The 18,605-nt window shown below is 38.2% G+C and carries 11 protein-coding genes and 7 pseudogenes; 9 read left to right on the top strand and 9 right to left on the bottom strand.

Annotated elements, in window-relative coordinates; genetic code table 11:
- A partial coding sequence (locus tag F6K23_RS37205) for a hypothetical protein (protein ID WP_293165750.1) occupies positions 1-244 on the bottom strand: 244 nt, incomplete at its 3' end.
- 256 nt (positions 245-500) lie between these two features.
- Between F6K23_RS37205 and F6K23_RS37200 the strand changes: the two are divergent.
- A pseudogene (locus F6K23_RS37200) lies at positions 501-1,124 on the top strand (tetratricopeptide repeat protein); the annotation flags it as partial.
- A 218-nt stretch (positions 1,125-1,342) separates the two neighbouring features.
- Here F6K23_RS37200 and F6K23_RS37195 read toward each other — a convergent pair.
- Positions 1,343-1,743, bottom strand: a pseudogene (locus F6K23_RS37195) (RNA-guided endonuclease TnpB family protein); the annotation flags it as partial.
- A 187-nt stretch (positions 1,744-1,930) separates the two neighbouring features.
- On the opposite strand from F6K23_RS37195, the pseudogene F6K23_RS37190 reads away from it, so the two are divergent.
- The 3 genes and pseudogenes from F6K23_RS37190 (at position 1,931) to F6K23_RS37180 (ending at position 3,455) form a co-directional block, all read left to right on the top strand.
- A pseudogene (locus F6K23_RS37190) lies at positions 1,931-2,434 on the top strand (DUF4365 domain-containing protein).
- Positions 2,431-2,970, top strand: coding sequence for a hypothetical protein (locus F6K23_RS37185; protein ID WP_293165748.1), 540 nt, complete (start codon positions 2,431-2,433; stop codon positions 2,968-2,970). Before F6K23_RS37190 ends, F6K23_RS37185 begins: the two are co-directional and overlap by 4 nt.
- 200 nt (positions 2,971-3,170) lie before the next feature.
- Complete coding sequence (locus F6K23_RS37180; protein ID WP_293165746.1) at positions 3,171-3,455, top strand: UPF0175 family protein; 285 nt, start codon at positions 3,171-3,173, stop codon at positions 3,453-3,455.
- A 230-nt stretch (positions 3,456-3,685) separates the two neighbouring features.
- On the opposite strand, the gene F6K23_RS42510 is transcribed toward F6K23_RS37180, so the two are convergent.
- The 3 genes and pseudogenes from F6K23_RS42510 to F6K23_RS37160 all read right to left on the bottom strand — a co-directional run.
- Positions 3,686-5,125: a tetratricopeptide repeat protein gene (locus tag F6K23_RS42510; protein WP_367267929.1), complete on the bottom strand. Its 1,440-nt coding sequence runs from the start codon at positions 5,123-5,125 to the stop codon at positions 3,686-3,688.
- Positions 5,126-5,203: 78 nt separating this feature from the next.
- Positions 5,204-7,108 (bottom strand): sodium:proton antiporter, encoded by a 1,905-nt coding sequence (locus F6K23_RS37165; RefSeq protein WP_293165744.1) that lies wholly within the window; start codon positions 7,106-7,108, stop codon positions 5,204-5,206.
- A gap of 901 nt (positions 7,109-8,009) precedes the next feature.
- A pseudogene (locus F6K23_RS37160) lies at positions 8,010-8,313 on the bottom strand (zinc ribbon domain-containing protein); the annotation flags it as partial.
- Positions 8,314-8,341: 28 nt separating this feature from the next.
- Here F6K23_RS37160 and tnpA point away from each other — a divergent pair.
- Positions 8,342-8,756 (top strand): annotated as a pseudogene (gene tnpA, locus F6K23_RS37155) (IS200/IS605 family transposase).
- A 255-nt stretch (positions 8,757-9,011) separates the two neighbouring features.
- Here the strand turns inward: tnpA and F6K23_RS37150 are convergent.
- Both F6K23_RS37150 and F6K23_RS37145 read right to left on the bottom strand, forming a co-directional pair.
- Positions 9,012-9,527 carry a hypothetical protein gene (locus tag F6K23_RS37150; RefSeq protein WP_293165742.1) on the bottom strand — a complete coding sequence of 172 codons (516 nt, stop codon included), beginning with the start codon at positions 9,525-9,527 and terminating at the stop codon, positions 9,012-9,014.
- A 761-nt stretch (positions 9,528-10,288) separates the two neighbouring features.
- Positions 10,289-10,609 (bottom strand): hypothetical protein, encoded by a 321-nt coding sequence (locus tag F6K23_RS37145; protein ID WP_293165740.1) that lies wholly within the window; start codon positions 10,607-10,609, stop codon positions 10,289-10,291.
- 777 nt (positions 10,610-11,386) lie between these two features.
- On the opposite strand from F6K23_RS37145, the gene F6K23_RS37140 reads away from it, so the two are divergent.
- Complete coding sequence (locus F6K23_RS37140) at positions 11,387-11,614, top strand: type II toxin-antitoxin system VapC family toxin (protein WP_293165738.1); 228 nt, start codon at positions 11,387-11,389, stop codon at positions 11,612-11,614.
- A 711-nt stretch (positions 11,615-12,325) separates the two neighbouring features.
- Here the strand turns inward: F6K23_RS37140 and F6K23_RS37135 are convergent.
- Both F6K23_RS37135 and F6K23_RS37130 read right to left on the bottom strand, forming a co-directional pair.
- On the bottom strand, positions 12,326-12,469 hold the full coding sequence (locus tag F6K23_RS37135; RefSeq protein ID WP_293165737.1) for a type II toxin-antitoxin system ParD family antitoxin: 144 nt from the start codon (positions 12,467-12,469) through the stop codon (positions 12,326-12,328).
- 736 nt (positions 12,470-13,205) lie between these two features.
- The gene (locus F6K23_RS37130) at positions 13,206-14,735 is read right to left on the bottom strand and encodes a YifB family Mg chelatase-like AAA ATPase (RefSeq protein WP_293165735.1); all 1,530 of its coding nucleotides are present in this window, start codon (positions 14,733-14,735) and stop codon (positions 13,206-13,208) included.
- 48 nt (positions 14,736-14,783) lie between these two features.
- Between F6K23_RS37130 and F6K23_RS37125 the strand changes: the two are divergent.
- The 3 genes and pseudogenes from F6K23_RS37125 to F6K23_RS37115 form a co-directional block, all read left to right on the top strand.
- A pseudogene (locus F6K23_RS37125) lies at positions 14,784-15,044 on the top strand (histidine triad nucleotide-binding protein); the annotation flags it as partial.
- Positions 15,045-15,640: 596 nt separating this feature from the next.
- The gene (gene ltrA, locus F6K23_RS37120; RefSeq protein WP_293165733.1) at positions 15,641-17,533 is read left to right on the top strand and encodes a group II intron reverse transcriptase/maturase; all 1,893 of its coding nucleotides are present in this window, start codon (positions 15,641-15,643) and stop codon (positions 17,531-17,533) included.
- Positions 17,534-17,644: 111 nt separating this feature from the next.
- Positions 17,645-17,731 (top strand): annotated as a pseudogene (locus F6K23_RS37115) (HIT domain-containing protein); the annotation flags it as partial.
- Positions 17,732-18,605: the final 874 nt, after the last annotated feature.

The raw sequence follows: 18,605 nt of genomic DNA, 5'->3' as shown, positions 1-18,605 counted from the left end.
TGGTTTTATTGCGTATGTCGCAATAGGAGTTTTTGCTCATTGATGCTTCGGTGGTTTTATTGCGTATGTCGCAATAGGAGTTTTTGCTCATTGATGCTTCGATGGTTTTATTGCGTATGTCGCAATAGGAGTTTTTGCTCATTGATGCTTCGGTGGTTTTATTGCGTATGTCGCAATAGGAGTTTTTGCTCATTGATGCTTCGATGGTTTTATTGCGTATGTCGCAATAGGAGTTTTTGCTCATTGATGCTTCGGGTTTTATTGCGTATGTCGCAATAGGAGTTTTTGCTCATTGATGCTTCGGGTTTTATTGCGTATGTCGCAATAGGAGTTTTTGCTCATTGATGCTTCGATGGTTTTATTGCGTATATGGCAATAGGAGTTTTTACTTACTTGGAGAGGCTCAATTTTGCAGCAGTCTATTTCAGAAGCGCTAATAACTAAATTGTGTATAGCTATATTCTGGTGAATTATTTTTTCAACTTAAAGGAGTGTTAATTATGAAGCTTTATCAGTTAACAACAACAGCAATAATTACTTTAGTTTCTATTATTGGTAATCCTCTGGAAAGTTTTAGTCAAAAGAAATTTTTTATTCCCTCAGCTTTAGGGCAAGATTCGTGGGTTAATTCTCCTAATCGAAGAGAAATAACAGAAAAAACATCAGATGGAGAAATTTTTCCTTTTTTAACATTCATTCAAGCTATAGAAACATCGGATAAGCCTATATCTACAGCAGATAAAAAAGCCATTATAGAAGACTTAGAAAAAATTGAATTATTTAAAAAAAATTCCCCTGGAATTCCTTCATCTGTTATATGTAAAGGTTATAACATTGCCGAAGCTTGGGAAAAGGCAGTTAAAGCTTGTGAGAGAAGCTTAATATCAGGAGATTTTCCAGGTATTTATCACCCAATACATCAAGCTTACTTTGGTGCAAAAAAATATAAGAAAGCAATTAATTCTCTGAAGAAGTCTCTAAATCAAAAGTCTCAAAATTTTGACAATGATTACGCCCGATCTTTGGAAAATGCCTACACTCGATATTCTCATCTCTCGTATCAACGACTAGGGTTAATTTATTTTAAATTAGGTAACTATACTGAATCAATTAAACAATATAAAAAGGGAATAGATTCAATCGACAAACATCTGGGTAAACCTTGTAAAAGTTGCTTTACCGATCCTTTTACTTCTAGTCTTTCTTCAATTCATGGAAGTATTGGATTTTCATTACTACGACAAGGGAAAATAAATGAAGCTGAGAAAGAGTTTTTAGAGGCTATGAAAAATGATAAAAAATTATGGCAAACAACAGTCATTGACATCCTCCCGACGCTCCCCTACGGGAGAGCGCGGGATTCTCTAGCATCGCTGTTAGGGGCTTTCTGTTTCATAGCACCCGCCTTCTGGGATTTATTCCCTTCGGGTCTAAAAGCGCGCTCCACAGACTGACACTGCTCCTCCCGCAGCCAAAATGTTTATCGAAGCGTTAACATCACGGTCATGGTGAGTAACACATTCAGGACAATCCCACTCTCTTATATTTAGAGGCAATTTCTCTACTACATAACCACAATTAGAGCAACGCGCGCGAACTGGGGAAATATCTATCAATTTTTATTAGTTCCCGTCCATACCACTCAGCTTTGTACTCTAATTGCCTGACTAACTCGGACCAGTTGGCATCACTTATTGCCCTTGCTAATTTGTGGTTTTTTACCATGTTTTTTACCGAAAAATTGTGGTTTAAAGCCTCCCCTTTTAAGGGGATAATAAAAAAAAATTTCATTATTAGTCAATCCTCTTCTTTTCAAGGAGAGGTAATTATTCATTATTCATTATTCATTATTCATTGTTGAAGGCTATTTCCTCAACCACAATAGTTTGATTTTCTCTTGATACAATAATTTATTTATCAAGGTTATTAAGTGAAAATTAATCTGCAAAAAGAGGAGTTTAGTTATGCTTATATTCGGGCAGTTGCAACTGTTGTAGGTTGTGTTTGTGAAAGAACTACTACACCTTTAGATCAATTGGGAGTTGATTTAATTATTACTGGATTAAAATCGCCCCAACTACAAAACTTTCCCATTCTTTATGCTCAAGTTAAATGTACTTAAAGAGATGTTTTTAGTAATAATTTAATCCGCTATCCTTTGCCTATCAAGAACTATAATGAATTGAGTATAATAAATCGTTATCCTGCAATTATTTTGATTGTTGTTATTGTTCCGAAACAGGTTAATGAATTGCTCCAACAAACGGAGGCATCCCTTTGTCTAAAACGTTGTGGTTATTGGTTATCTTTAGAGGGGGCTGCAACTACAGAAAATCGGGAAAGCATTACAGTTTCAATCCCTAGAAATAATCTGTTTACTCCTACTAAATTAGAATTCATTATGCAAAAAAAAATCAGAGGTGAAAGGCTATGAATTTAATTGTTAAAGATATTGATTTACTCAAAAATATACAACCTGAAACTGTGGCTAATTATTTAACAAATCAAGGTTGGCAGCAGCAAAGACGAATTGAAAGCCAGACTATTATTTGGGTAAAAATTTCTATTGAATCTTCTAATTTTACTTTAGTTTTACCGCTACATCCAGAGGTATCAGATTTTCCAATCACGATGAATTTGCTTGTGGAAAATTTAGCCAAGATAGAGGAAAAGTCACAACTAGAAATTATCCAGAAATTAATTACTAATTTGCCTAACCTGGAAGTACAAGGGCTAATTGTAGAAATTAAATCTCCTCAAGGCGATCAACTGAGTGGAGAGATTACTTTAATGGGGGTTGTTATTAACAAACTAAAAAAAATTGAAACAGAATTATTTGACCGAGATTATATTTTAGCGATTAAGGCTTACCAAGAACGTTTGCCCGTATCTTGTTCGGGAGATTTGGTTAAAGAAAATAATAGTTTTGTTTTGAAAAATATCAGTGATTTTGAGCTTTTAAGTCTCTAGTAAAATAAGTCAGAAAGAAAAGTAGAGTGTGATTTACAGCAAATTCTTCCCATAAGAAGTACAGATATTAATAATTAAATCTTATCAGTGCGAGCATCTTGCTCGCATGATTGTACCTCACCAAACGCATGATTGTACCTCACCAAAGTGGAATACGCTGTAAGTAGAAAGTTAAACTGTAAAATTAGGATAATTTGAAGATGGCTTTAACAATTTCCGATGAAGGTTTGGAAAATATTCAGCTCTCAAGTGAGATTAGAGAAAAGGCTTTACAAAAAGCGAAAGAAGGATATGTAATGGCTTTATTAGAAGTTGGCGAAATTAGCAGTGGTAGGGCTGCAAAAATTTTAGGTGTTTCTCGGATTAAAATGATTGAAATGATGAATAAATGGGGGATTTATATTTTTTATGAAGAGCATAATTTGGAGGAATTACGTCAAGAAGTGGAACAAGCAGAATTAATTTTAAATCAGCAGAACATTTAAATGATTATTGTTTCTGATACTACCCCAACTATAGCAATTCTTTAACCTATGAAGTACAGTTTTAGATCCCCCCTAACCCCCCTTAATAAGGGGGGAACTGCTTAAAAAAGGGGGAAACTTCAAAGTCCCCCTTTCTAAGGGGGATTTAGGGGGAGCGTAAATCTACCTCATAAATATGGGAATTGCTATAATTTTTTTTCAATCCTTCCGTCTTCCTTCTTCCTTCCAAACTACCGAATTAATTTCTCCCAAGCTTGCCACAAAATCTGTGAAGTTTCCACCGGACTTTTTGGTAAACATTCCCTCGCCTTCTCCAAACACATCTGTGCTTTTTGCTCATCTCCAGACTTCTTAATTGCTAAACTCAACCATAACCAAACCATCGGTTGATTCCCCTCAATATCCAAAGACTTAAAATAACTTTCCACAGCCTTTTCATATCTTTGCAATTGATAAAATAACACCCCCAAACTTCGCCACCCTTGCCAATGATTAGGCTGCAATTTCACAGTCTTTTGATAACAAAAAATCGCCTCCTCATAACGCTTCAACTGATAACAAACTTCAGCCTTCTTATACCAAGCATCATAATTATTTGGTCGAATAGAAATAGCACGATCATAAGAAGCGATCGCTGCCTCAGTTTTCCCAAATTCTTGCATAATTCGACCTTTAATAACTTGTGGAATTCCCCCAAGCATTTTTGTTAACAAAGAAGGATTATTTCCTATTGTTTGAAAATTTGCAGAGGCAAAACTTTTCTGATATTTTACCGACTCTAATTCTTTTAAAACCTCCTCTACAGACTGATACCTTTGATTAATATTCGGAGCCAAAAGCTTATCAATAATAATCCCCAATTCTTCACTAATAGGAGACTGCAAATATTGTCGCCAAACCCAACGACCCTCAAGCACATCAAACAACTCAAAAGGTGCTACTTGAGTCAACAAATATATACAAGTCACCCCCAAATTATAAAGATCACTAGCAGGAACCGCCTTCCCCGCTAACTGTTCCGGAGCAACATATCCCGCACTACCAATCATCGTTCCAGTTTGGCCAAGAGAAGATTCCGTAATTACCTTACTAGCTCCAAAATCTACCAACACCAACTGGCCTTTAATTTCCCCTCCACCATCAGGAAGCGTAATAGAGTTGCGCCGAATAATATTTTCAGGCTTAATATCCCGATGAATTACCTGCCGTTCATGGACAAATTCCAACACAGGCAACAAATCCCAAAGTAACTCCTGAATCTGATTTTCAGTAAAAACCCCATTAACAACCAATTCCTGCTCTAAATTTTGCCCATCAATAAATTCTTGGATGAGATATTGTTGCTCACCTTGTTGAAAATGAGCCATTAATTCTGGGATTTGAGGATGTTGACCCAACTCATCAAGTCTGATAGCTTCCCGACCAAACAACTCAGCAGCTTTTTCCGCATTAGCACTATTTTGAGGAAAAAATTGTTTAATCACACACCGGGGTCGGGAAGGTTTATACTCATCCACAGCCAGAAAAGTTTTGCCAAAGCCACCTTGACCAATAGGCTTAATAGTACGGTAGCGATCGCCCAAAAGTAACTTAGCTCCGCAGCTCTGACAAAATCGATTATCGGAGGGATTATATGGCTTTCGGCATTCAGAGTTAAGACAGTAGCTCATGCTTATTTTTAACTTGAAAATTTAGTTATATCAACACTAATTGCTGACAGCTGACTGCTAATAGCTGAATGCTTACTATCAGAGTTCAGATTCGAGAACCGAAGAAGGAATAGGTACCTCTTCAACAGTTGGATGTTTTTCAATAGTTAAAGTTGATTGTTGAGCTCCAGATAGTAGTTTGAGAAGCTTAGGTTTAGGGTCATGTAACAAATAAATAATCCGATCGCCTGGTTGCCAATTTTCCATGGCAGATAAAACTTGAAGACTTCCTTGCCTTTCAATCAAAACTGGCATTAACTCTCCTGCTCTAATAAGTGCCCTAAGGTGAGTCTTTTGAAACTCAAATCCCAATTGCTTAAGCACTGTTTCTCCTAATTTCACTTCTCTGTCAGAAAGATATTGATTCCAACTTTTGAGATTTAACTCTAAAGTAAACGCTTGTTGAACCTTCTCTTTACCATTTTGACCTTTCTGCTGGGGACTTTTCGGATAAATAGCTAATACTCTTGGTGGCTTAAATTCTTCTGCTGCTCTTTGAGCCAAAACTAAATTTACCTCTTCATTCTTAGTCATTGCTAAGAAAGTTCCTACTGATTCTAAACCGGCCTCTTCTAGAACATTAGTATCGAAGGCACTACTTTTATATACTTGTAAACCTTCCTTCTCTGCCTGCTGACAAGCCTCCTCATCTGTATCTATCAATACCACTGATTCACCCCTATCCTTAAATAGACGTCCAATTAATCGGGAAAGAGGATTGGAACCGACAATAACAGCACCAGTGGCTGCACTAGAAGTAATTCCCAAAAATTGAGCCACGAATCTTGCAGTCAACCCTTGACTAAATACCGTCATAATAATAGTTAAGAACACCAAAGCCTTGATAGAGTCACCACCGTTGAGACCTTTCTGAGTTAACAAGATAGCAAATAAGGAAGAAACTGAAGCTGAAACTATCCCTCTGGGGGCAACCCAACTGACAAAAATCTTTTGTCGCCAATTGAGCTTACTATTCCAAGTACAGATTAATACATTAAGAGGGCGAACCAGGAACATCAAACTCAAAACTGTAAATACACTTCCCCAACCTAAGGCAACGATACTTGCTAAGGATAGGTCTGCTGCTAGTAAAATAAACAATACTGAAACGGCCAGCATTGTTAGTTGTCCTTTAAACCGCCTTAATAATCGTAACTCTGGTATTTCGGCTGCCCCAACGAAAATTCCTGCTACTACTGTGGCCATCAATCCTGATTCACTGCGGACTTCTTCTGCTAGACCAAACATTCCCCACAGAGCCGCCAAAACTACCAGATTTGCTAATTCTTCAGACAGAAACTTTGCCCTTTTGAGCGTGAATCCTAAAATCCAGCCTCCTGCTGCGCCAATAATAGTCCCCATTCCCAAGCGCACAACTAGGTCCCTAAATAATCCTAGAGGGTCAGCACCTTCATTTATAACTATGTTCAGTACCAATACGGCCAGAATTGCTCCTACAGGATCGATGAGAACTCCTTCTCCTTCCAACAAGGTCGCTACTTGTCGGTCTACTGAAACCTGTTTGAGCAATGGCCCTACCACAGTTGGCCCCGTAACTACTACTAATGAGGCATAAAGGAATGCGATCGGCCAGGGAAACTCACCTAACCAGTGAGCGGCCATGCCACCACCAATTAAGGTTACCAGTGTACCTATGGTTACTAAGTTGCGGATACTACCGGAAACTTTTCCTAATTCTCTAAGTTCCAAATTCAAGCCTCCCTCAAAGAGAATGAGGGCTACAAATAAGGATACTACCACTTCTAGACCATTACCTAGTAGGTTTGGATGTACCACTCCCAAAACATCTTTGCCTACTAGAATACCAAATAGTAGTAAAAAGACTATCGCAGGTACTTTCAGGTAGGCTGCCAGAACTTGGGCTGCTATACCACTGATTACAGTCAGGATGATCAGCAGAGTTATGTCAAATGGTATTTCCATAAGTAAGTGTTATCTTTAAATTCCCAGCCTTACCAGCCTTTTTTCTTAGGCTTCAGATTTTGATTCTGAAATTATCTGTTCTAATTTTTTTTGCTGGTTAGTTTTTCTGTATTTTATTCTTAATTTTGGCGATGAAATTATTATTCAGAAGGATTGATTATTTATTTCAAGTTAGGTAAATTTTAGGAATTATCTGAATAAAACAATTGAATCACCAAGTTTCTAATTTTTTTATTCCCTAATTAATTTTTCTGTACATCTCCTAATCTAAATATTTGCCCATAATTCTTTTGAAACAGAGAAATCTCTTTCGTATTATAACTAGTCTTCACCAAAGTGCAACTATGGTTATTTTTGACTTTTACCTGAGATGATTGCTGACAAAAGAATTTGACAAGTAGGAGTGAAATAAGTAATACCAATCAGTATTGCAAGTGGTTGGAAAATTAGACCAATTGTCAACCTCCTTCACTGAACCTTTTTTCTTACTTCTGTTGATGGTCTAAATTTTTTCAATCCTTTCCTTGATTTTATCCTCAACTATTTAGTCTAAACTCCAGGTTTGAATTACTGAATAATTATTTATCTCAACGTTGGTTGAAGACCCGCGCTCTCCCGAAGGGGAGCTAGGGCATGTTTGCGCAGCATTCCGCAGGAAAAACCAATCAATTTTGCGGTTTTTTCAATAGTGTGTTAGACTTAAAATATGGCTGCTGGGCTAGCAGTGTCAGTCTGTGGAGCGACTGTAAGACCGAAAAGAGACTCGATCGACCTTGGAGGCTGGTGCATTGAAGCAGAAAAACCTAATCAGCGATGGTTAGGAATCCCGCGCTGTCACGCAAGTGCAGCGTCGGGAGGATGTCAAGTTTCAGGTGACATACTCCCACACTATAGCTTCAGCTTAGTGTGCGCTTCTTGTTTCACAGTCCCGGTACTCCGTCGGACAAGCGCGTGCTTTAAGGACGGAATGCCCTGCCGCCCTATTTTTTATATTTATCGCCGCGTTTACATCGCGGTCTATTACTGTACCGCAGTGCGGACAAGAATGAGTTCTTTGGGATAATTCTTTCGGGACTTTTTCCCCACAGTTTGAGCAGTCTTGGCTGGTATTTTTGGGGTTCACTGCGATAGTTTTCACCTCCAGCATTTGCCTCTTTCAGAGGAGCTGCGCTAACGGCTTTGACAGTCAAAATAGTTAGGAATTGTCCCCCATTTTTGAAAATGACAACTACTATGCAATCGAATTTTGTATCAAGTGGTCGTTCAGTGTCAGATTTAAAGGCCCATTTAATCTTAACAACCAAATACAGGAAAGATGTTTTTACAGCATCAATGCTGGCTCGCTTAAATGAAATTTTGGAAGAATTATTAATTAAATGGGAATGCGTTCTTAGTAGAATTTAATGGGGAAGAAAACCACGTTCACCTAAAAGTTTCAGTATCATCCCAACGTTATGTTAAGCAAGCTAGTTAATAACGTTAAAACAGTTACAAGCCTACGATTAAGAAAAGAATTTTCAGCAACATTTTAACGCTATTTACTGGATGCGATGTTCTCTGGAATGGTTCCTATTTTATTGCGAATTGCGGTGGGGTAACAATTTCCACTTTGAAAAAGTACATTGAAAACCAAAAAACCCCAGAATAATATTGTAAATTAGTGGGACATCGAGTCCCACTAATTTACCGCCAATTCATCTTCAACGAAAATCAAAACTGTTGGTCTTAGCTTTGGCTCTACGTTAAAAGTGATCAGGACTTACGGAGAGCCAGCATATCTAGTAGGAGTTAACGGCCGTTAACCCCTACAAGTGGTGTATATTTTCATATTTTGCGTAAGTCCTGGTGATATTAAATCTTTTCTACAAGTCTAAAGAAAATTGTTAGGTAGTGGCCTAGCTAACTATCTATTTCGGGAATTTCCTCGTTTGATTAAGGCTCCACAGCCTAGAAGTGTTGTTAAATTTAATGTCGTAGCGGGTTCTGGGACACTCTTAACAGTCGTAATTTTATAAGTCCATGCTTCATTAACAACTCCAACACCACTACTAACTGTAGTCGAACTAAATTGCCAGTTGGAAGCGTTTCCTACAGAAAAACCAGGAAGAGTAGGTATCCCACGAAGTACATCATAAAAAACTTCCTCGTTTCTATCACGTCGTCCTATCGTAACGCCACTAAAACTGAACAGTTCCATTGATTGAAACAATCCATCTCCTGTATCCTCAAATACTATTTGGAAATCTGTAAAAGCTAATGTAGATACACGAGATGAATTTACAGTTGCATTTAAGGTTAAAGTTGCTGCTTTTGCTGGACTTCTGCTAATAATATTTAGTAACAGAGTGCTAAATGTAACCGCTAACACAAGTTTTTGAAATTGGCTAGTTATGCTGACCATTGCTTCGTTGTTTTTCACTATTTTCCAATGAGATGTTGAAGGACTCAATTGGTCTACTGATTCATTGCCTCAAGTTTGAAGAGATTCCTGTTCCCCCTGTTTATATCTAATTCATCCTTTAACTTCCTATCTTGAACTTCATCAAATCAAATATTCAAAATTACCTTTTTTAGTTGTGAACTCAGAATAGTGAAAGCCTAAAAAAAACAATAAAAATTCAGTATCTTTACTGAATTTTCATCTAGTTAAGTTTTGTCAAATATTAGTTATATTAATAGTTGTAAATACTCACTTAACAAAATTTTCCATAATTTACTAATAGTAAAATTAACACAATTATCTAGATATAAAACTCTTAGTGATTTTATCTTTAATATTTAATATCTTATTTCTAAACTTAGTTGAAACCCTTATGTAATCTAACTCTCAGGGATTCAGGTATTACTGGACAATAACTTTCAAACCCCAAGTATAGCAAGGAACTTAGCCTCTTAATATTTACTTTATCAATCAGATATTAAGATATGTTCGAGACAGAAACACTTACTTGAGGAAAAAATTAATCCTTACTAAAGTTCCGTTGCTCTTAATTATAGGGATTTCCTATTGCTTGATTCCCAGTAATTTCTTTTCTAGTAAGAACTTTACTTCTTCTATTTCACTGTTTCCTGTTCCTTTTAACCTCAAACATTTAATTCTTTTCTTATGCCTCAAGTTGAAATGCTATACATAAAAGTTTTTTTGTTCAATTAGTTAGCTGAATACAGCTACTAAAATATTTAAAATAAATGATTATGTTCGCTATCTAGACATTTTTCTTCTTGCCAGATTCTACCAGTATGTTCACATTCTTCTTTAGTTTTGAGCCAAGGAATTTCTGTAGGAGATATCGAAGAATTTTCCGTAGGATATATAGGTTGATTAGCTATAACCCATTTATTATACAAATGATATCCAATAGCTCCAGTTAAAAATAGAGCATCTCCACATATGATTGTAAATATTAATGTTTTTAATACTAATTTCTTGGTCTTACTATTTTTACGCTCACGCTCAAAAGTAGAATAAGAACCATGAATTAAATTATTTTGTCTTAACATAAGCCCTCCCGCATATCAAAAGTAAGCATATATATAGTAAGCCTTAACTAGCTTACTTTTATCCCCTATTCAAAAAAAATAGAGTAGGAATTATTTATTAATTATGTACATCACAAAAATAATAATGCAAAATTTACTTCAACTGCAAGTACTTCTACTGAACTTCATCAAAGCTTCATAATTAGCTTCAACCTCAAGAATATTGTTTTTCCTAAAATATTTGATACACATTATCAATAGTATAAGTTCTGTTTATGAAAAAAAAAATTTTTGCTCTTAAAAATTGTTAATTATGTGGTTTATTGAATTAGATTGATAGTGCTAATTTAATGATAAATAGGCAAATATCAAGTGATATAGACATATATATGGTTTTATGGCTTTTATTATTATTTATAGTTTTACTACTTTATTGAAGGCATACAATTTTGTTTAGTTACAAGCATCAGGAAGGTGAACAACAATCATTACCTGAAATCATTTGTAGTAAGATTTAAGTGAAAAATATGAAGCACAAAAAATATACTTTAGGTATTTTAAATCGCTATAGTTATCTCTAGTTGGGGGTTTGAGCCTTAAATATCAAATATAATTTATGAAGTTTTTGTAAAGTAGTAGAAAATTGAATAATTTCATCAAAGCTTTATAAAACTCTGAAATTTATTGGCCTAATTGTTGAATCTACTGAAAGTCAAACTCACACTATAGCAAAATCCGGAAAAAGTAGAAAATTAATTTTCGTTATCTGTAAGTATACTGAGAGTAAAAGACCAAAGAATGAACTTTGGAGTGAAAGTTTTATTTGATACCCAAATTTTGCTTTGGTATTTACTCAGCGACCAACGTTTATCGCTCCAACTTCAGAGGGCGATCGCCGATCATAACAATAAACTTTGGTTGAGTCCAATTAGCATTTGGGAAACACTCATTTTGGCAGAAAAAGGATGGATGTCTTTACAGCTTAATCCCGTTATCTGGGTTAACTTAGCTCGATCAACCCAATAAAATCGTGAAGTTTTAATGAATGATGCGATTGCTATTTGAAGTTGCCAGGTTACACTACTCTGTCAAGACCCCCCAAACAGATTTCTTGTTGCTACCATTTATTATGAGTTGAAATTAGCCACTGTTGATGCGAAGATTACAGGGAGTTTGGCACTAAAAACAGTATTGATGAAATCTGAGGATAATTGAATTGAACGAATCTGGAATTTCAGGTTGCCAACCAAGACTTTATTAGTTTCGCGATCGCTCCTCCCAGTTTTGACTTTTTTGGTTATCTGTTGCTGGGGAATTTAGGAATGATTTGATATGTGGCCAGATATACTGTTTTGATCAGAGGTAAGGTTATCAAAATAATTGGGTCGCGCAACCCCGCCTTTTAAGGCGATCAGGTTTTTGGAGAGTTGCTCAAATCCCCGTTACAAAAATAACTTCTGACTTCTGTACGGGCGTTAGCGTCAGCTTTGGAACGCAAATGGCCATATAGCATGACGGCATTGGCTTCGCAATTGCCCCCCTTGGGAGCTGCCTACTATTATAATTTCGTTTAAATCTTTACTAGCAGAGGGAGCAATAATATAGCGATTCATATAATACTTATTTTTGACGAGGTTGACGTAACTTTTCTTTCAACTGATTAACGACTATTTCTCTGTATATTCCTTCACCTCGCCTGATTTCTTCAATAGCTATATCTACTTTTTCTTGAGTTTCTTATATCCATATTTGATAGATTCTATCCCGTTCTTCTAATAATCTAAAAGCTTCGACAATAACTTCATTGGCATCTTGATATCTGCCACTTTTTAATTTTTGTTGGATGAAGTCAACTTGTTCTGAATTTAAACTAATATTCATTGGGAATTGTTACCGAATAATTAACTAATTAATAATTAAATAATTCGCGCCTTGAAGCCTCCCCTTTTAAAGGGAAAAAAAGCGGTTGAGGGATGGCGCAATTCGGAGCGGCTCTGATAAGAGCGGGTCTCGGAGCCATATCCAATCGACCAAGAAAAGAAATAATATTTCCTTATATTCAATTCCGTAACGGTTAAAACCCGAGGTAATTATCAATTATCCATTATCAATTATATTATGTTCGGACAGGTCAGTTATAAATAAAATTTAAGGGCTGACAGTACCAAAGAAATACTAAAATTATCAATACCCCATCTCCCATATTTCCTATGCATTCCTCCTTTCTTCCCTCCTGACTCCTGACTCGGTCCTCCTAACTCCTCACAACAATTATTTATAAGTATTCAACCGAACATGATATTATCCATTAATGAAACATACAGGACTTACGCAAAATATCAAATTATACCTCATCTGTAGGGCAAATGGCCATTTGCTGACGCAAAGCTCCGAATGGCGCCCCTACTAGATATAGTGGATGAACATCTTGCTCCCGTGGGTGACCGAGACGCTCAGATAATCAACACTTCAAGACGAACGATCGCTCAATTCTACTTTAGTCAGTAATCATACTACTATAGGTTTGGTTAACTGGGAACAAAAACCAAAAACCTAATCTGTTGGGTTTATCCGGAGGATAAGCTCCGAAGATCGTTTCTCAACCCAACCTACAAAGCTACTGCATCCGATCAATAGTCCGATACTGAATTGCCTCAGCAACATAAGCAGGTTTCAACTCCTCATCCCCTGCCAAGTCAGCAATAGTCCTCGCTACCTTCAAAATTCGATCGCTCGCTCTCGCAGACAACCCCAATTTCCTAATCGCTCCCTCCAACAAATTTCGACTACTATCATCCAACTTACACCACTTGCGAAAATGACGACTCTGCATTTGAGCATTACAACTTAAACCAACCTCATCCTGAAACCGATACCGAGCGCGATCGCGTGCAACTTTCACCCTCTCCCTCACATCAACAGACCCTTCCCCAGTGTCCTGCCTCGTAATTTCCTCCGGTTTCAACCGACTAACTATCACCTGCAAATCTATCCTATCCATCAACGGGCCCGAAAGTTTTCCCCAATATTGCTCTCGTTGCCGTGGCGAACAAGTGCATTGTTGAATAGGATCTCCATAATAACCGCACGGACAAGGGTTTGTACTGGCAACCAAAGTAAACTGAGCCGGAAATTCCACCGACATTCGGGTGCGGGATATTGTCACCACCCCATCTTCCAACGGTTGACGCAGATATTCCAAAACATTGCGATTGAATTCCGTTAACTCATCCAAAAATAATACCCCTCTGTGAGATAAAGAAATTTCCCCCGGTCGCGGAAAACTCCCTCCACCCACCAAAGAAGGCCCAGAAGCAGAATGATGGGGACTACGAAATGGGCGATCGCTCACCAAACTCCCCTTATCTTTCAACAACCCCGCCACCGAATAAATTTGAGTCACTTCCAGCGCCTCCTCAAAATTCAACGGAGGCAAAATTCCCGGTAAACGTCGCGCCAACATTGTTTTCCCACTACCAGGAGGGCCAACAAAAATCAAATTATGCCCCCCAGCAGCAGCTATTTCCAAAGCACGACGAGCATGATTTTGTCCTTTAACTTCTTTTAAATCTAAACCAGAAAATTGTTGTTTTGCCAAAATCTCAGCAATATCTACTTCTACAGGAGAAAAGTTAGTGGGATTATTCAAAAAATCCGTGACATCAAATATATTGTCAAATCCATAAACCGATAACCCCTTAACTACCGCCGCCTCCTTTGCATTAGCAGCAGGCACAACTAACCCGCTAATTCCCATTTTTTCTGCTGCTGCGGCAATGGGTAAAATTCCAGCTACTGGTCGTAATGTACCATCAAGAGAAACTTCTCCCAAAAATAGATGGTCTCCGAGCAGGTCTGCATTAACTTGTTCCGAGGCAGCCAAAATTCCGATACTAATAGGTAAGTCAAAACTCGGACCCTCTTTGCGTAAATCTCCGGGGGTGAGATTAACCAGAATTTTCCGCATGGGGAAGGCATAACCGCAATTTTTGAGAGTAGCTTTGACTCTTTCCTTTGATTCTTGAACTGCTGCATCTGGCAATCCCACAACGACAACTTTCGGCAGTCCCCCCGATACATCGACTTCCACACCCACTTTTACGGCCTCAATGCCAATTATTGATGCACTCCAGACTCTAGCTAACATATTCCTTTATTCTTTAATTTATATAGTGAGTTGTTTGAATATAGATAAATGACCCAGCAAGATACTCTTTTCAGTAAAATTATCCGGCGCGAGATTCCGGCGGACATTGTGTATGAGGATGATATGGCCCTCGCCTTCAAAGATATTAATCCTCAAGCTCCTGTTCATATCCTCGTGATTCCGAAAAAGCCTATTCCCAGGTTAGCTGATGCTTCACCTGAAGACCATAGTTTGATGGGGCATTTATTGCTGACCGCCAAGCGAGTTGCTCAAGAAGCAGGACTTGAAAATGGCTATCGTGTGGTGATTGTGTGACTCGTTGGCCACTAAACCAGGAAACTGGGTATAAATGGCCGTTCCAAGTCACCACATGAGGACAACCTCGACTTGTGAATAACTCTTATTACCTTGGTGGTGAAATTCCATCCGCCTTGTTGTTGGGTTGACAGCATAGGCCACACTGGTGAGACTGAATATCAAACTGGTGAAGCTGGCCTAAAAGCGGGAAAATACCAGTTACCAAGAACGATACCGCAAGCAAAGGCTGACAAGTGGACGAACAGGAAGGTAATTAAACTCTCGTTACACGAAACCATTCCAAAGGTAACTATGGAATGTAGGACGAAAGTCAGGGGGTCAATGGATAATTTCATAATTTCGGAATTATCAGCAACCATACCGAACCCTCCGGGAGATTTTACCCCACTAAATTAGCCGTAATAAAAGGAATAAGGGAACGAGAAAACCTCTCTAAGACACCTAAGAATATAGGTCGATAACTTAGGAAGCCATTCAAGGTCAATCTACGCAATCGGACGTAGGTCTTAGGGAGAGTAGGATTGGATAATAAGCATTAATTTGCAGACGTATCCACTGTTAGACGTAATGTAAAGTAACAATTAGCTATGAATAAAGCTAAAACACTAAAAAGAAAACTAGGAAATCCTAGACCATTTCTTGAGTGCGTCTTACATTCTGAGGAGACCTCAGAATTACGCACTCGCTTTTTAAGCGTGGCATGGGATACAGACGATATACCGAATCAAGTTAGTATCAATCCTAACCTTAAATGGAAAGATATTAATTGGAAGAAGGTAGAAAAATATGTATTTAAGTTGCAAAAGTTAATTTACAGAGCATCCAGCCGTGGCGAAATCCGCAAGATGCGTAAGTACCAAAAACTTCTGACCAAAAGTTACTACGCTAGGTTGCTAGCTGTTAGGCGCGTGACCCAGGATAACCAGGGGAAGAAAACTGCGGGTATAGATGGAATCAAAAATCTACCACCAATACAGAGATTTAACCTAGTTGACTTATTAAATACGCGATACCTCAAAGCAAGTCCAACCCGCAGAGTCTGGATACCAAAACCAGGAAGGGATGAGAAGCGACCGCTTGGAATCCCAACAATGTACGACCGTGCGTTACAAGCCTTGGTTAAGTTGGGTGTGGAACCAGAATGGGAGGCACACTTTGAACCTAACAGTTATGGTTTTAGGCCAGGACGGTCAACGCATGATGCCATCGTAGCCATACACACTAGCATCAATCATAAACCTAAATATGTGTTAGATGCCGATATATCTAAGTGTTTTGACCGAATTAACCACGATGCACTTCTAGGAAAGATAGGTCAATCTCCCTACAGACGACTAATTAAACAATGGTTAAAGTCTGGAGTGATGGACAACAATCAATTCCTAGAATCTGTGGAAGGTACACCACAGTCCGGGGTAATTTCACCCTTACTAGCAAACATCGCCCTGCACGGTATGGAGGAAAGACTAATGGAATTTGCCAAAACTATAGACCTTAAAAACAAAAAAGGTAATCAAAAAGGTTGGAAAAGTAAATGTCAAAGTCTTACCATAGTACGCTACGCTGATGATTTCGTTATCCTACATGAAGACATCAAAGTAGTTCTGCAAGCAAAAGCCGTAATACAGGAGTGGTTAAACCAGGTAGGATTAGAGCTAAAACCAGAAAAGACCAAAATTGTCCACACCTTAGAAGAATATGAAGGGAACAAACCTGGATTTGACTTTCTTAGCTTTACAGTCAGGCAATGGAAGGTAAAGTCAACCAAACAAGGATTTAAGACGCTGATTAAACCGTCCTCTAAGAGTATAAAAACTCATTATCGAAAACTGGCGGATATATTTGATAAGAATAAAACCGCCCCGACTAAAGCTCTAATAGCTAAGTTAAATCCGGTAATCAGAGGATGGGCTAACTACTTCTCAGCCGTCGCCAGTAAAGAGGTATTCAGCAAAATAGATAACCTCCTATGGGCAAGAATATGGAGATGGGCAAGTAGAAGGCATCCAAATAAGTCGGCTAAATGGGTAAAGAAAAAGTATTTCCCTCGCTGCAAAGAGACTAGAAATTGGTTACTTAACGACGGTGAGTATATACTAAACCGACACTCAGATATACCTATTATAAGGCACATCAAAGTTAAAGGTAATAAATCCCCTTATGACGGTGACTGGACTTATTGGGGTAGCAGAATCGGTAAACATCCAGGCGTAAGAAAGGAAGTAACAACGCTACTTAAGCGACAAAAAGGTAAATGCGCATCTTGTGGACTAACCTTTAGACCAACTGACCTAATTGAAGTTGACCATATAAAACCAAGGTCTAAAGGTGGTGACAACACATATAAAAACAAACAATTGTTGCACCGACATTGCCACGACAGTAAAACTGCATCAGACAATAAGACATATCCAAAATTTAAGCCGCAGGACTTACCTGAATATTATTTATGGATTGACGATATGTTGATACTGAAGTAGGGGTGTACCCATGACAAGGGACGTTTAAGAGAGGAGCCGTGATGAGGTGAAAGTCTCACGTCCGGTTCTGAAGACGAGTCGGTCAAGGTAACTTGCCTGGCTTAGTTTAACAATAATGGAGCTGAAGCTGGTCAAACTGTTTTTCATTTACATCTTCATATTCTTGGAGGTCGTCAAATGCAGTGGCCTCCAGGGTAATTCCAGATATAGCAGTACGTTCTTTGGGGTTTAGGGAGTAGGGAGTTTTGACTTGGTTAACAATTTGCGATACGGAGCGCGACATAATACGCTAGTTCTCACACGCAAGTAGTAACGAGGGTGAAATTTGTATCTTCTGCACTAATCGCTGCTTAAGCATTTCTGGCAGTCTATCTAGGGTTTGCTGAAAAAGTCTTATGGGTAAGGGTAGGAGACAGGAGACAGGATACAACCCACCCCTCGCCCCTCCCCCTCCCAGGAGGGGAAGACAGGAGAAATGGGAATTATAGAGAAGATAGTCGGAAAAATTGTCCCTCAATCTTTTTGGCCATAATTCTCCTACAATACTAGCTTTTTGCAGCTCTTTCCACCGAAAAGCTGATACTTTTTTCAAGCTAAAAACGCTAAAGTCTTTATCTGTCAATACTTTTAGAATTAATCAGCAAGCCCTATCTATCAAGCCCTATCTATATAGATATAGAGCTCTCCAGAAATCCCGCTCCCTACTAGGAACGGCGTAGTAAGGGTTTGAGGACTTTTTTAGTTATGTTAATTGACAAAGACTTAAATGTAAGTATAGAGTGCAGAGATGCGGTTGGGCAAGACCCGTCAATGCCTGTGGATGAGTAACCGCCGACGGTAGGGACGTTGCATGCAACGTACGTACAGCAGGAAGTAAACATCAATTTGTAACGTTATGTGACGCTTTGTATCAGTTTTATAGAGCAGTGGCACACTTAATATTAACAGGACTTACGCAAATACACCATATATAGTGCATAGTAAATATAGCGATTGCTGACGCAAAGCTCCGCTAACGCTATAATTTTTAGAGAGCGATCGCCCAACACTGTTGGTGTTATCCCTATTCCTA

This window comes from Okeania sp. SIO2C9, from assembly GCF_010672455.1.
In the GTDB taxonomy this organism is placed as follows: domain Bacteria; phylum Cyanobacteriota; class Cyanobacteriia; order Cyanobacteriales; family Microcoleaceae; genus Okeania.
The sequence above is the reverse complement of the archived record's forward strand: the minus strand, read 5'-3'. Positions and strand labels throughout refer to the sequence as shown.

Excerpts from the sequence above, each read along its gene's own strand:
- F6K23_RS37145 (WP_293165740.1), bottom strand. The coding sequence starts at position 10,609 with ATGTTAAGACAAAATAATTTAATTCATGGTTCTTATTCTACTTTTGAG.
- F6K23_RS37165 (WP_293165744.1), bottom strand. The coding sequence starts at position 7,108 with ATGGAAATACCATTTGACATAACTCTGCTGATCATCCTGACTGTAATC.
- F6K23_RS42510 (WP_367267929.1), bottom strand. The coding sequence starts at position 5,125 with ATGAGCTACTGTCTTAACTCTGAATGCCGAAAGCCATATAATCCCTCC.
- F6K23_RS37180 (WP_293165746.1), top strand. The coding sequence starts at position 3,171 with ATGGCTTTAACAATTTCCGATGAAGGTTTGGAAAATATTCAGCTCTCA.
- F6K23_RS37135 (WP_293165737.1), bottom strand. The coding sequence starts at position 12,469 with ATGAATATTAGTTTAAATTCAGAACAAGTTGACTTCATCCAACAAAAA.
- F6K23_RS37185 (WP_293165748.1), top strand. The coding sequence starts at position 2,431 with ATGAATTTAATTGTTAAAGATATTGATTTACTCAAAAATATACAACCT.
- ltrA (WP_293165733.1), top strand. The coding sequence starts at position 15,641 with ATGAATAAAGCTAAAACACTAAAAAGAAAACTAGGAAATCCTAGACCA.
- F6K23_RS37140 (WP_293165738.1), top strand. The coding sequence starts at position 11,387 with ATGAACTTTGGAGTGAAAGTTTTATTTGATACCCAAATTTTGCTTTGG.
- F6K23_RS37130 (WP_293165735.1), bottom strand. The coding sequence starts at position 14,735 with ATGTTAGCTAGAGTCTGGAGTGCATCAATAATTGGCATTGAGGCCGTA.